This is a genomic window from Delftia sp. K82 (assembly GCF_002193035.1).
In the GTDB taxonomy this organism is placed as follows: Bacteria; Pseudomonadota; Gammaproteobacteria; order Burkholderiales; family Burkholderiaceae_C; genus Comamonas; species Comamonas acidovorans.
Genome location: NZ_MYFL01000001.1, coordinates 2,760,071 through 2,773,633 on the forward strand (window position 1 = coordinate 2,760,071; position 13,563 = coordinate 2,773,633).

Annotated in this window: 11 protein-coding genes; 5 read left to right on the plus strand and 6 right to left on the minus strand. The window is 66.3% G+C overall.

Going from position 1 to position 13,563, the window contains the following annotated elements; genetic code table 11:
• The 6 genes from KDK82_RS12135 to KDK82_RS12160 all read right to left on the minus strand — a co-directional run bounded on the left by KDK82_RS12135 (window position 1) and on the right by KDK82_RS12160 (window position 9,253).
• Window positions 1-954 (minus strand): branched-chain amino acid ABC transporter permease, encoded by a 954-nt coding sequence (locus tag KDK82_RS12135; protein WP_013802772.1) that lies wholly within the window; start codon window positions 952-954, stop codon window positions 1-3.
• A 52-nt stretch (window positions 955-1,006) separates the two neighbouring features.
• Window positions 1,007-2,242, minus strand: coding sequence for a branched-chain amino acid ABC transporter substrate-binding protein (locus KDK82_RS12140; protein WP_088165019.1), 1,236 nt, complete (start codon window positions 2,240-2,242; stop codon window positions 1,007-1,009).
• Between the two features lie 241 nt (window positions 2,243-2,483).
• Window positions 2,484-3,719, minus strand: a complete 1,236-nt coding sequence (locus KDK82_RS12145) for a branched-chain amino acid ABC transporter substrate-binding protein (protein ID WP_013802774.1) — start codon at window positions 3,717-3,719, stop codon at window positions 2,484-2,486.
• A 169-nt stretch (window positions 3,720-3,888) separates the two neighbouring features.
• Window positions 3,889-5,526, minus strand: a complete 1,638-nt coding sequence (locus KDK82_RS12150) for a 3-(methylthio)propionyl-CoA ligase (protein ID WP_034392681.1) — start codon at window positions 5,524-5,526, stop codon at window positions 3,889-3,891.
• A gap of 112 nt (window positions 5,527-5,638) precedes the next feature.
• Window positions 5,639-7,474 carry a CocE/NonD family hydrolase gene (locus KDK82_RS12155; RefSeq protein ID WP_088165020.1) on the minus strand — a complete coding sequence of 612 codons (1,836 nt, stop codon included), beginning with the start codon at window positions 7,472-7,474 and terminating at the stop codon, window positions 5,639-5,641.
• A gap of 66 nt (window positions 7,475-7,540) precedes the next feature.
• Window positions 7,541-9,253, minus strand: coding sequence for a carboxylesterase/lipase family protein (locus tag KDK82_RS12160; protein ID WP_088165021.1), 1,713 nt, complete (start codon window positions 9,251-9,253; stop codon window positions 7,541-7,543).
• Between the two features lie 190 nt (window positions 9,254-9,443).
• Here KDK82_RS12160 and KDK82_RS12165 point away from each other — a divergent pair, with 190 nt between their 5' ends.
• From KDK82_RS12165 to KDK82_RS12185, 5 genes are all read left to right on the plus strand, one after another.
• On the plus strand, window positions 9,444-10,460 hold the full coding sequence (locus KDK82_RS12165; protein ID WP_043822774.1) for an AraC family transcriptional regulator: 1,017 nt from the start codon (window positions 9,444-9,446) through the stop codon (window positions 10,458-10,460).
• A gap of 69 nt (window positions 10,461-10,529) precedes the next feature.
• Entirely contained in the window at window positions 10,530-12,068 is a 1,539-nt protein-coding gene (locus tag KDK82_RS12170; RefSeq protein ID WP_088165022.1) for a YdiU family protein, read from the plus strand.
• Complete coding sequence (gene msrB, locus KDK82_RS12175) at window positions 12,065-12,478, plus strand: peptide-methionine (R)-S-oxide reductase MsrB (RefSeq protein ID WP_012205139.1); 414 nt, start codon at window positions 12,065-12,067, stop codon at window positions 12,476-12,478. Before KDK82_RS12170 ends, msrB begins: the two co-directional genes overlap by 4 nt.
• Before the next feature lie 126 nt (window positions 12,479-12,604).
• Complete coding sequence (locus KDK82_RS12180) at window positions 12,605-13,204, plus strand: septation protein A (RefSeq protein WP_013802779.1); 600 nt, start codon at window positions 12,605-12,607, stop codon at window positions 13,202-13,204.
• Window positions 13,201-13,482, plus strand: coding sequence for a BolA family transcriptional regulator (locus KDK82_RS12185; RefSeq protein ID WP_034392668.1), 282 nt, complete (start codon window positions 13,201-13,203; stop codon window positions 13,480-13,482). The genes KDK82_RS12180 and KDK82_RS12185 overlap by 4 nt, the downstream gene beginning before the upstream one ends.
• The last annotated feature ends 81 nt before the right edge of the window (window positions 13,483-13,563 follow it).

Consider the following 13,563-nt stretch of genomic DNA (forward strand, 5'->3'; position numbering starts at 1 on the left):
TCAATCTCCCCGCGTGCCCAGGAGGCCCTTGGGCCGGAAGATGAGGATCAGCACCAGGAACAGGTAGGGCAGGATGGGCGCGACCTGGGAGATGGTGAGCTTGAGCAGCGGCCAGCCAAAGGTCTGCTCGCCGACCGGGCTGCCCAGCGAGGTCAGCAGGCTGGCCAGCGACCAGTCGATGGCCACGGCAAAGGTCTGCACGACGCCGATCAGCAGCGAGGCCACGAAGGCCCCCGCCAGCGAGCCCATGCCGCCGACCACCACCACCACGAAGATGATGGAGCCGACCGACATGGCCATGGCCGGCTCGGTCACATAGGTGTTGCCGCCGATGACGCCGGCCAGCCCCGCCAGCGCGCAGCCGCCGCCGAACACCATCATGAACACGCGCGGCACGTTGTGGCCCAGCGCCTCCACCATCTCGGGGTTCTTGAGCGCGGCCTGGATGACCAGGCCGATGCGCGTGCGCGTCAGCAGCAGCCAGACGGCCACCAGCATCAGCAGCGCCAGCAGCATCACGAAGGAGCGCGAGCGCGGGAACTGCGTGCCGTACAGCGTGAACAGCGGGCCCTGCAGCGCGGGCGGCAGTCCGTAGGGCACGGTGCCGCGGCCCCAGACCAGCTGCACCACCTCGAGGATGAGGTAGGACAGACCGAAGGTCACGAGCAGTTCGGGCACATGGCCGTACTTGTGCACGCGGCGCAGGCTGTAGCGCTCGAACATGGCGCCCAGCGCGCCCACCAGCAGGGGCGCGACGAACAGCGCGCCCCAGAAGCCGATGATGCCGCTGAGCGTGTAGCCGAAGTACGCGCCCAGCATGTAGAAGCTGGTGTGGGCGAAGTTGAGCACGCCCATCATGCTGAAGATCAGCGTCAGCCCAGAGCTGAGCATGAACAGCAGCAGTCCATAGCTCACGCCGTTGAGCAGCGATATGGTGAAGAACTCAAGCGTCATCGAAAGGCCTTGGTCTCGGTGCGTTGGGGACAGGAAGCGGGGCGGGCCGCTCTCAGGACGGGCGCTTCATCTGGCAGGAGGTGGGCGTGCTGGCCACGTAGGGCTCGTAGTACTTCACCGGGGCGAAGGTGTAGCCCGTGTTCTCTGCGTCATACGGGTTCTTGCCGCCGGCCTTTTCCCAGCGCGTGATGTACAGGCCCTGCTGCAGCTGGTGGTCGGTCTTGCGCATCTCCACTTCGCCATTGAAGCTCTTGAGCTTCATGCCCTCCAGCGCGGCCGCCACCTTCACGGGGTCGGTGCCGCCGGTCTTGACGAAGGCCGCATCCAGCAGCGCGAACACGTGGTAGATCGAGCTTTGCGTGAGGTCGTCGTTCATCTTCTTCTTGAACTCGGCCATCAGCGGCTGGATGGGGCCGCCCATGTTGTAGTGGCCGTAGCCCACGGTGTAGACCTTGCCGTCGGAGGCCGCGCCCATGGCCGTGGGCGAGCCCGAGCCGAAGGCGTAGTAGGTGTAGAACTTGACGTTGTTCAGGCCCGCGTCGTTGGCGGCCTTGAGCAGCAGCGACAGGTCCGAGCCCCAGTTGCCCGTGATCACCGTGTCGGCGCCCGATTGCTTGATCTTGGCGATGTAGGGCGCGAAGTCGCGCACCTGGGCCAGGGGCGCGAAGTCGTCGCCCACCACCTGCACGTCGGGCCTCTTGGCCTTGAGCATTTCCTTGGCGTACTTGGAGACCTGCTGGCCGTGCGAGTAGTTCTGGTTGATCAGGTAGACCTTCTTGACCTCGGGCAGGTCCTTCATGTAGGTCGTCAGCGCTTCCATCTTCATGGAGGTGTCCGCATCCAGGCGGAAGTGCCAGTAGCTGCACTTGCTGTTGGTCAGGTCCGGGTCCACCGCCGCGTAGTTGAGGTAGACGACTTCCTTGCCCTTGTTGCGTGCGTTGTGCTTTTCCAGCGCATCCATGATGGCCAGGGCCGGGCCCGAGCCGTTGCCCTGCACCACGTAGCGTGCGCCCTGGTCCATGGCCGAACGCAGCACGGCCGTGGTCTCCTGCGGGCTGAGCTTGTTGTCCAGCGGGATGATCTCGAACTTCACGCCCGAGGCATTTTTCCTGTTGAACTCCTCGGCCATCAGCTGGAAGGTCTTGAGCTGATTCGTGCCCACGGCGGCCATCAGACCCGACAGCGGATCGATCCAGCCGATCTTCACCGTCTCGCCCTTTTGCGCCCAGGCGCCCGATGCACAGGCCAGCATGGCCGAGGCGGCCACCGAATGCACGATCCACTTCATTTTTCTGTCTCCTTTTTCCGGTTGATTCGGATATCTGTATTGGCGCCAGACTAACGCCTGAATGACAATTTCCCTCTGGGGAATGCCTTAGAAACTATCGCGCATGCGACTTGGCTGCGGCCCTGGACACATTGGCGACAGATCGCCATCGATCAGGCCAGAAAACCGTGTTTTGCCTGATTTCAGGCAAAAAAAGGGGCGCCTCGCGCCCCTTTGCGAAGTTCAATGGCCAGTTATGCCGTCATGAGGGTCGCTTCATCTCACAAGATGTCGGCGTGCTGGCCACATAGGGCTCGTAGTACTTCACGGGGACGAAGGTGTAGCCGGTGTTCTCCGAGTCCATCGGGTACTTGCCGCCCGCCTTTTCCCAGCGCGCGATGAACAGGCCCTGCTGCAGCTGGTGGTCGCTCTTGCGCATCTCCACTTCGCCGTTGAGGCTGTTGAACTTCATGCCTTCCATGGTGGCCGCCACCTTGGCCGGGTCCGTGGTCTTGGCGCGCAGGAAGGCCTGGTCCAGCATGGTCAGGCCCGAGTACAGCGAGCCCGTGTACATGTCGTCGTTGAACTTGGCCTTGTAGCCCTTGGTGATGCGGTCCAGCGGGCCGGGCAGGTTCATGTGGCCGTAGCCCACCATGTAGACCTTGTCGGCCGCAGCCGCGCCCATGGCCGTGGGCGCGCCGGTGGCGATGGCGTAGTAGGTGTAGAACTTGACGTTGTTCAGGCCCGCGTCGCTGGCGGCCTTGATCAGCAGCGCCAGGTCCGAGCCCCAGTTGCCCGTGATCACCGAGTCGGCGCCCGACTGCTTGATCTTGGCGATGTAGGGTGCGAAGTCGCGCACCTGGGCCAGCGGCGAGAAGTCGTCGCCCACGATCTCCACATCGGGGCGCTTGCGCTTGAGCATCTCCTTGGCGTACTTGGAGACCTGCTGGCCGTGCGAGTAGTTCTGGTTGATCAGGTAGACCTTCTTGACCTCGGGCACGTCCTTCATGTACGTGGTCAAGGCCTCCATCTTCATGGAGGTGTCGGCATCCAGGCGGAAGTGCCAGTAGCTGCACTTGCTGTTGGTCAGGTCCGGGTCCACGGCCGCGTAGTTGAGGTAGACGACTTCCTTGCCCTTGTTGCGCGCGTTGTGCTTTTCCAGCGCATCCATGATGGCCAGGGCCGGGCCCGAGCCGTTGCCCTGGAAGACGTAGCGCACGCCCTGGTCCATGGCCGAGCGCAGGGCTGCCGTGGTTTCCTGGGGGCTGAGCTTGTTGTCGATGCCGATGATTTCGAACTTCACGCCCGAGGCCGTGCCCTTGTTGAGCTCCTCGGCGATGTACTGCAGGCTCTTGAGCTGGTTGGACCCCAGCGCGGCCATGAGGCCGGACAGCGGGTCGATCCACGCAACCTTCACCGTCTCGCCCTTCTGGGCCATGGCGCCCGTGGCGCAAGCCAGGGCCAGGGATGCCGTCAATGCCTTGATCGCAAACTTCATGAAGCGTCTCCTCTTGTGGTGGTTTCTGGGCGAGGCCCAGGGTAATGGCCCCTGTGCCCTGCCCTGATCGGTGATTGCCCCTAGCGGCTATCGCCGACGAGACTCGGACCGGCCGCCCCGGCCAGGACATGCCCCCGCATGCCCTGGCCCGGTGGCCGCCCGCAACGGCTCAAAGCCCCGGCAGCCGGTAGCCGGCCAGCTGCTCGCGCAGCCGGGTCTTGAGCATTTTTCCGGTGGCGCCCAGCGGAATGGCATCGACGAAGACCACGTCGTCGGGGATCTGCCACTTGGCGGTCTTGCCCTCGTAGAACTTGAGCAGTTCCTCGCGCGTGACCTCGGCGCCGGGCTTCTTCGCCACGGCGACGATGGGGCGCTCGTCCCACTTGGGATGCGGCATGCCGATGCAGGCGGCCATGGCCACGGCCGGATGGGCCATGGCGATGTTCTCGATGTCGATGGAGCTGATCCACTCGCCGCCGGACTTGATCACGTCCTTGCTGCGGTCGGTGATCTGCATGAAGCCGTCCGGGTCGATGGTGGCCACGTCGCCCGTGGGGAACCAGCCGCGGCCCTGCGCGTCCTTGACCAGCGGGCTCTCGCCCTTGAAGTAGCTGTCCACGATCCAGGGGCCGCGCACCAGCAGGTCGCCGTAGCTCTTGCCGTCCCAGGGCTGGTCGGTGCCGTCGCTGTCGACGATGCGCATGTCCACGCCGTAGATGGCACGGCCCTGCTTTTGCAGGATCTTCATCTGCTCATCCTTGGGCAGCTGCAGCTGCTTGTTCTTGAGCGTGCACAGCGTGCCCAGCGGGCTCATCTCGGTCATGCCCCAGGCATGCAGCACCTCCACGCCGAACTCGTCCTGGAAGGCCGTGATCATGGCCGGCGGGCAGGCGGAGCCGCCGATCACCGTGCGCTTGAGCGTGGAAAACCGCAGGCCGCCCGGCCTGATGTGGCCCAGCAGCATCTGCCAGACCGTAGGCACGCCGGCCGCGTAGGTGACGCCTTCGGCCTCGATCAGCTCGTACAGCGACTTGCCGTCCAGCGCCGGGCCGGGGAACACCAGCTTGCAGCCCGTGAGCGCGGCCGAGTAGGGAATGCCCCAGGCGTTGACGTGGAACATGGGCACGACGGGCAGCACCGAGTCGCGCGCCGATATGCACATCACATCGGGCAGCGCGGCCGCGTAGGCGTGCAGCGTGGTGGAGCGGTGGCTGTAGAGCACGGCCTTCGGGTTGCCCGTGGTGCCGCTGGTGTAGCACATGCTGGAGGCCGTGTTCTCGTCGAATTCGGGCCACTGGTACTGGTCGGACTGGCCGCCAATCCAGTCCTCGTAGCTGACCAGGCCCGGAATGCCGCTGTCGGCGGGCAGGCGGTCCGCATCGCACAGCGCCACCCACTGGCGCACCGTGGGGCACTTGGCATGCACGGCCTGGATGATGGGCAGGAAGGTCAGGTCAAAGCACATGACGCGGTCTTCCGCGTGGTTGATGATCCACGCCACCTGGTCGGGATGCAGGCGCGGATTGACCGTGTGCAGCACGCGGCCCGAGCCGCTGACGCCGAAGTACATCTCCATATGGCGGTAGCCGTTCCAGGCCAGCGAGGCCACGCGGTCACCGGGCTGCAGGCCCAGGCCGTCCAGCGTGTTCGCCAGCTGGCGCGAACGCCGTGCCAGGTCGCGGTACGTATAGCGATGGATATCGCCCTCCACCCTGCGCGAGACGATCTCCGCATCGCCATGGTGGCGGTCGGCGAAGTCGATCAGCGACGAGATCAACAGTGGTTGGCTTTGCATCAGACCCAGCATCTATAGGCTCCTAAGGTGATTGAACTTCGTGAACGTCGTGAACTGCGGACCGCGGATTCGCGCAAGGCCAAGGCCCTGGTGCGCGATGCCGCTGCCCGCATGGAGGGTGGGCTCAGGCCGGCGCCCTGGGTCCGATCCCGGCAGGGACAGGCGCATCGTTTTTCCGGCATGGTTGACGCATTGTCTTGTCGCAACTCGGCAGCGTCTTCGCATGCTCGTATGGGATATACCCTAGGACGATGCTCGACGCATGCGCCGCGTCATGCCACAGCGTGTTCGTGGACGGCGTCTTGTCGTTGCCGAAGATCCAGTATCCGGTCTGCGATGGCGAATCCACTGTCACGCGAATGCTTGAACCGGCGCGGAACACATGCGCGAATTTCTGGATCTCCACCCGCATCAACTGGGGCTGGCCGGCGACCAGTGGCACATCCTTGTCCCGTGTGTAGGCACCCCAGGGACGCAGCGCCGTGGAACGGCTCTCATCGAGCGCACGCTTGGACGCACGCAGCCAGCCGCGCTGCACGAACATCTCCTGCCCGTCCGGCCGCACCTCGGACACGGTGACCTGGATGTCGGTATTGGCGGCCGTGGCGCTGAGCCACAGGTCGGCCGAGCCTTCGCCATAAAAACTCAGGTCCTGCGGCAGGGCCGCCGTGGTGAAGACCAGCTGGCCATCCTTTTCCGACGCGGGCACGGCGGGCCAGCCTTCGGCCGCCGGGTTGTTCACCTGCGGGCTCAGGGCCGGATAGCGGTAGCTGGACGAAGCCGTGCCTGAGGCGGGTGCGCTGTCGCCCAGCGCCTGGCCCGGCTGCATCCACAGGCGCAGGGGCTTGACCTGGACAGGCAGCCGGTCAAATCGTACCTCGCCCGTGGGCATGAGCTTGGCGCCGCCATTGAGGGCCTTGGCGTCCGTGGTCTGCATCTCCTGCAGCAAGCGCACACGCGGCTCCTTGTCGAAGCCGTTGTCCTCTCCCTTGACGAAGCGCGCCAGGAAGCGCTTCAGCGTCTGGTCGATATGGTCCGAGGTGATGTTCGTGTGGTGGTCGCCGTTGGAGCTGACCAGCCACATCCTGTCGGGCGCAATGGTGTCCTCGTAGTAGCCCGAGCGCGGGCCGATCTGCTCGTCCTGCCAGGACTGCGTGCCCAGCGTGGGGATATTGATCTTGCCGCTTTGCAGCATGGCGCTGCGCTCCAGGTACAGGCCATCGGCATAGGGGTTGTCCAGCCACTTGATCAGGTCCAGCTCGGGCCGCTTGATCTTCTCGATGTTGTCGGTCACCGTCTTGGCGCATTCCGTGTCGCCACCGTTCTTCACGGCCAGGTCGGCGGCCGTGCGCCAGATGCGCGGGAAGCCGTTCCACCACTGCGCCGGAAAGCCAATGTTGGCAATGCCGCCCGGATAGCCCACGTCCCGGTAGGGATCGCCCACATTCTTGCTGGGCGTGATCGCCAGCAGCCCCTTGGGCCGGTGCGCCGCCACCCACAGCTGGTTGTAGCCCGAGTACGAGTAGCCGATCATGCCGATGCGGCCGTTGGACCAGGCCTGCCGCCCGGCCCATTCGATGGCAAAGGCCCCGGCCGCACCCACGCTGGCGTCAAACACCTTGTCATCCCCCGTGGAGCAGCCCGTGCCCGGCACGTTCAGCCCCATGACCGCATAGCCTTCCTTGGTCCAGGGACTGCTGATGTTGGGGTACGAGCCCGAGATATAGCCGTCGTACTCGACCAGCAGCGGGAACGGGCCCTGCCCCTCGGGCAGCAGCAGCGAGTAGCGCATCTTGCTGCCGTCCGGCAGGGTGATGTAGCCCGATTGCTGGCCCGGCCCCATGGGCGCGGGCATGCCCGACGATCCCCCTCCGCAGGCGGCCAGGCCCACGGCGGCGGCCGCAATGGCTCCCGCCAGCGGCCAGCGCCAGGCATGTGTGAAAACGGTCTTGACTGTCATGGGTACTTGTCTCCTTCGTTGTTGTTGGCTGTCTCTTGGGGCTTGCCGCGGCAAGCCCCTGCTCGCTCACTGCACCCGGATGCTGGTCGCGCCCGGCTCGGCGTCGAAGATCAGGCTGGACGGCCAGGGCTTCCATGTCTGGCCCAGGGTCGCGTTCTGCGGATTGCCCGTCTGCATGAAGGCCTTGAGGCTGGCCATCATGGCGTTCGACAGCGCCAGCCGGCCCGGGGCATTCGCCGTGCTGTTGGTCACGCGGGAGAACACGGACGGCCCGAAGTTGCCGAAGAGAAAGGGCAGATCGAACGCATGGGCCGCGCCGTAGACCGTGTTCCAGGGGGCGGGCTGGCGCGCCCAGTCGAAGCGGTAGCTCCAGACCTCGGCCTGGCGCGTGCGCAGCGTATTGAGCAACTGGTCGCGGCTGGGGTCGGCGAACAGATGGGTCAGCTGCGCCATGCGGGCGTTGTAGCCGGTGACCGGCGTATCGACGGGCAGGTAGGCGGCATCGATGATGTCGGCCAGGCCCGGCGCGTTGGGCGACTGCGCATCGAAGGACTGCATCATGCGAAAGCGCGCCGCATCATCGATCCTGAAGCCCGGCTTGCCGCCCAGCGCCGCCAGCAGGGGTGCGAACAGCTTGCCCTCCTCGGCCGTGTAGCCGGCCATCACGGGCATGCGGTTGTATTGGCCCGCAGCCAGCGCGGCCATGGGATCGGTGGGCAGCAGCAGGCCGTCGGGAATCGGTCCCGCGCCCGTCAGGCCCTTGGCCACCAGGGTCTGCAGCAGCACGCGCGCATCCTTGCCGCGCAGGTAGGCCGCAATCTGCGCCGGTGTCCAGCCGGCAGCCACCGTGGACGCAGCCGCCACATCGGCAGCCAGCCCATCGGCCACCATCAGATGGGCCAGAAGCAGCGCGGACTGGGTGGCGTAGGCGGAAGCCGGCTTGAGCGTGGCCAGCACGCCGGCCGGCAGATTGGATGGAAGCGACAGCCCGCCGCTGATGGGCACCAGCCTGTGGAACAGGCCGCGCGCCGATTCGGCCGCCAGCAGCGCCAGCACATTGGTGGCACCCGCCGACTGGCCCATGAGCGTGACATTGCCCGGATCGCCGCCAAAGCCCGCGATATTGCGCTGCACAAAGCGCAGCGCCTGCAGGTTGTCCAGCAGCGCAAAGTTGCCCGTGGCCGGCGCGCCGGCCTGCATCTGCGGCATGTGCATGTAGCCCAGGATGTCCAGCCGGTAGTTGGCTGTCACCACCACGGCATTGGCGGCGCGCGCCAGGGCCGCGCCGTCATACAGCGGATCGGCCGTATAGCCCGAGATGGCGCTGCCTCCGTGGATGAACACCAGCACCGGCAGCTTCTCGGCACCGCTGGCCGGGCGCCAGATATTGAGCGTCAGGCAGTCCTCGCTGCCCACGGGCTGGCCCAGGGTGGAGGCGATCGTGTCGTCGAAGCGGTTGTTGGCTCCCGGGCCGTACATGCGCCCGATCTGCAGGCAGGCATTGCCGAACTGGCGCGCCTCGCGCACGCCCTCCCAGGCCTTGGGCTCGGCCGGCGGCTGCCAGCGCAGCGCGCCCACGGGCGCCTGGGCAAAGGGCACGCCCTTCCAGTAATAGGTGCCCGTGGCGGCGCCATCGTCCACGCCGCGCAAGGGGCCGTAGGCCGTCTCGCGCAGTTCGGGACCTCCGCCGCCCGAGCCGCCGCAGGCCGCGAGCCACAAAGCCATTGAAGCCACGGCCAGGCGTATGCCGCCAGCCATCCACCGCTGTCCTGTGCGCATGCTTGTCTCCTGAATGGTTTTTGGGGTTTCCCGTATGGGCCGCGCCGGGCCCATGGGTCACACTGCGCAGTCGTTCGCCGCGCTGCAAAAATTCTAGGAACAGCGCGGCAAAACGCCGCTATCGCAACCACGCCAAAACAGTGACTTCAGAACGCAAACAGCGCCCCGAATGGCCCAGGAAAACCCGGTCATGACAACGCAGCGCAGCAGCTCCGCCGCCTGGGTGCGCGGCATCCTGGACATGATGGCCACCGAAGGGCTGGCCCCGCAAAGCCTGTGCGCCGCAGCCGATATCGACCTTGCCGCACTGCAGCATTCGCAGACCCGTACCGATGTGGACCGCGTGAGCCGGCTCTGGGAGCTGGCCGTGGCCCAGTCCGCCAATCCCACGCTGGGGCTGGACCGGCAACTGGCCGCGCGCCACGGCAACATCGATCTGGTCGGCTACTCGCTGGCTTCGGGCCCGCACCTGCTGGCCGGCTTCCGCGACCTGGAACGCCACATGGCCGTGATCTCGGACGCAACGTCCTTCACGCTGGAGCGCGATGCGCGCGGCTACTGGTTGTCCATACATCACATCGGCGCCACACGGCCCGTGCCGCGCCAGCGCGTGGAGTTCGCCGTGCTCACGCTGCTGGTGCTGTGCAACTGGCTGACGCGGCGCGATGTCCGGCCGCTGGCCGTGGAATTCATGGCCGAGGCGCCCGCCCCCTCGCACGAGGCCGCCTACCGCGCGGCCTTCGGCCTGCTGCCGCGCTTCGGCGAGGACGCGAACCGCTTCCTGCTGTCCGAGGCCGACCTGCTCGCCCCCATTCCCACACACAACCCCGAACTGCTGGCACTGCACGAAAAGCTGGTCGAAACCGAGCTCGACCACCTGGGCCAGGCCGGCGTGGGCGCGCGCGTGCGCCACGAGATCGCGCGCCTGCTGCCCCAGGGCGAGCCGCGCCGCGAAGACGTGGCCAGCCTGCTGGGCCTGACCGACCGCACCTTGCAGCGCCGCCTGCAGGCCGAAGACACCAGCTACCAGCAACTGCTGGACGAAACCCGGCGCGAGCTGGCCCTGCAGTACCTGGGCGAGCCGCGCCGCAGCCTGGCCGAGGTGGCCGACCTGCTGGGCTTTGTGGACCAGAGCAACCTCTTTCGCGCCTGCCGCCGATGGTTCGGCATGCCGCCCGGCCAGTACCGGCAGCAACTGCGTGCGTGAATGCATGCGGTGAATGCGCGCATGAACCTTGCGCCCCACGGGGCATAGGCGCTGGGGGACAATTCCCGCATGAACCTGCATGCTGCCGCCGAAGGCCAGGCTCCGGCGACCTCCCCACGCCCTCACATCTCCTGGCAAGACGGCTTCGCCGCCCTGGGCCCGGACTTCTTCACCCATCTGCGCCCCACGCCGCTGCCCGAGCCGCACTGGATTGCCACCAGCACCGGCACCGCCGAGCTGCTGGGCCTGGACCCACAATGGCTGGCCTCCGATGAGGCCCTGCAGGCGCTCACCGGCAATGCCGTGCTGCCCGGCAGCCATCCGCTGGCCAGCGTCTACAGCGGCCACCAGTTCGGCGTCTGGGCCGGCCAGCTTGGCGACGGCCGTGCCATCTTGCTGGGCGAAACGGCCTCGGGCCACGAGATTCAGCTCAAGGGCGCGGGCCGCACGCCCTACTCGCGCATGGGCGACGGGCGCGCCGTGCTGCGCTCGTCCATCCGCGAGTTCCTGTGCAGCGAAGCCATGCACGCCCTGGGCATTCCCACCACGCGCGCGCTGAGCCTCACCGGATCGCCCGCCCCCATTCGCCGCGAAGAGATCGAGACCGCCGCCGTGGTGGCGCGCGTGGCGCCCAGCTTCATACGCTTCGGCCATTTCGAGCACTTTGCGGCGCGCGACCAGATAGCGCCGCTGCGCCAGCTGGCCGACTACGTGATCGACCGCTACTACCCCGAATGCCGCACGGCCGAGGCACTGGCCGGCAACGCCTACGCCAACTTCCTGCAGGCCGTGAGCGAGCGCACGGCGCGGCTGCTGGCGCACTGGCAGGCCGTGGGCTTTTGCCATGGCGTGATGAACACCGACAACATGAGCATCCTGGGCCTGACCATCGACTACGGGCCCTTCCAGTTCCTTGATGCCTTCAACCCCGGCCACATCTGCAACCACAGCGACACCCAGGGCCGCTACGCCTTCAACCGCCAGCCCCAGGTGGCCTACTGGAACCTGTACTGCCTGGGCCAGGCCCTGCTGCCGCTGATCGGCGAAGAAGAACTGACCATTGCGGCGCTGGAGTCATACAAACAGGTGTTTCCGCAGGCCTATGGCGCCCTCATGCTGCGCAAGCTGGGCCTGCCCGAAGATGCGCCAGGCACGCCGCCCGCCGAGGGGCGCTTTGCCGCCCTGGTGAACCCGCTGCTGCAGCTCATGGCCGACAACGCGGTGGACTACACCATCTTCTTCAGCCGCCTGACCGATGCGGTGGCTGCCGGTGCCAGTGCCGGCACGGACCTCGACCTCGAGCCCGTGCGCGACCTGGTGCTGGACCGCGAGGCCTTCGATCGCTGGGCAGCCCTGTACGCGCGGCACCTGGCAGGCACGGACGCCGCGGCGGCCGCCGCTTTGATGCAAGAATCGAATCCGCGCTTCGTGCTGCGCAACCACCTGGGCGAGATGGCCATCCGCGCCGCAAAGGCCGGTGACTTCGCTCCCGTGCGCAAATTGCTGGCCGTGCTGCAGACTCCGTTCGACCCCCACGCCGAGCATGCCGAATGGGCAGGCTTCCCGCCCGACTGGGCTTCCTCCATCGAGATCAGCTGTTCATCATGAGCTTTCCCATCCACAAGACCGAACAGGAATGGCAGGCCGAGCTGCAGGCCAAGGGCGCCGAACCTGCCGCCTTCCAGGTGACACGCCATGCAGCCACCGAGCGCCCGTTCACCGGCCGCTATGAACAGTTCTGGGCCGATGGCAGCTACCACTGCATCTGCTGCGGCAGCAAGCTGTTCGACTCCGACACCAAGTTCGATGCCGGCTGCGGCTGGCCCAGCTTCGACCGCGCCATCCCCGGCGCCATCACCGAAATCGTGGACCGCAGCCACGGCATGGTGCGCACCGAAACCGTCTGCAGCCAGTGCGGCGCCCACCTGGGGCATGTATTCCCCGACGGCCCCTCCGACACAGGACTGCGCTACTGCATGAATTCCGCATCGCTGGAATTCGAGCCGCCCAAGGCCTAGGCTCCAGGCCCGCAAAAACCCCAGGCCACGCGGCCCTGCACCGATGCCGGGCCGCGCCGGCTGCGCCACAATGCGCCTGCCAAGCTCAGGCCCCATGCCTGACTCCAAGCCCATCGAAACCTTCCAATGAAGTTACTGATCGACTTTTTCCCCATCATCCTGTTCTTCGTCGCCTTCAAGGTCTGGGGCATCTACACGGCAACGGCCGTGGCCATCGTCGCCACCATTGCCCAGATCGCCTACCTGCGCGTGCGCCACGGCAAGGTCGAGCCCATGCAATGGGTGAGCCTGGGCGTGATCGTGCTGTTCGGCGGCGCCACCTTGCTGGCCCACAACGACACCTTCATCAAGTGGAAGCCCACCGTGCTGTACTGGCTCATGGGCAGTGCCCTGTTGATAGGCCAGCTGGTGTTCCGCAAGAACCTGCTGCGCTCGGTCATGGGCGCACAGCTGCAACTGCCCGACAACGCATGGCGCACCCTGAACTGGAGCTGGGCGGCGTTCTTCGCGGTCATGGGCGCGCTCAACCTGGTCATCGCCTACCGCTTCGACACCGACACCTGGGTCAACTTCAAGCTGTTCGGCGGAATGGGGCTGATGCTGGTCTTCGTGATCGGCCAGGCCATCTACATGAGCCGCTTCATGCAGGAAGACAAGGGCGAGGCAGCAGCCGCCACGCCCGACGCCCTGCCCCCGCCTGGCGTGCAGCAGGACAAGCAGCCATGAGCGTGCCCGCCCATCCGCTGCCCATCACCGCCGAAGCCATGCAGGCCGTGCTGCGCGAGCGCCTCGCCCCCGATCACCTGGAAGTGATCGACGAGAGCCACCAGCACGCCGGCCATGTGGGCGCCAACGGCACCGGCTTCGGCACGCATTTCCGCGTGCGCATTGCGTCACCTTTGTTTCAAGGCAAGCCACGCGTGGCACGCCATCGCCTTGTGTATGATGCGCTGCAAGAATTCATTGACCAGGGCGCACACGCCATCGCCATCGAGGTTCTTTGAACTTTTACAGGCTCCGACGATTCGGAGCCTGTTGCGTATCCGCGCTATAGAATCAATTTTTCCTTCATATCTGGAATTCGC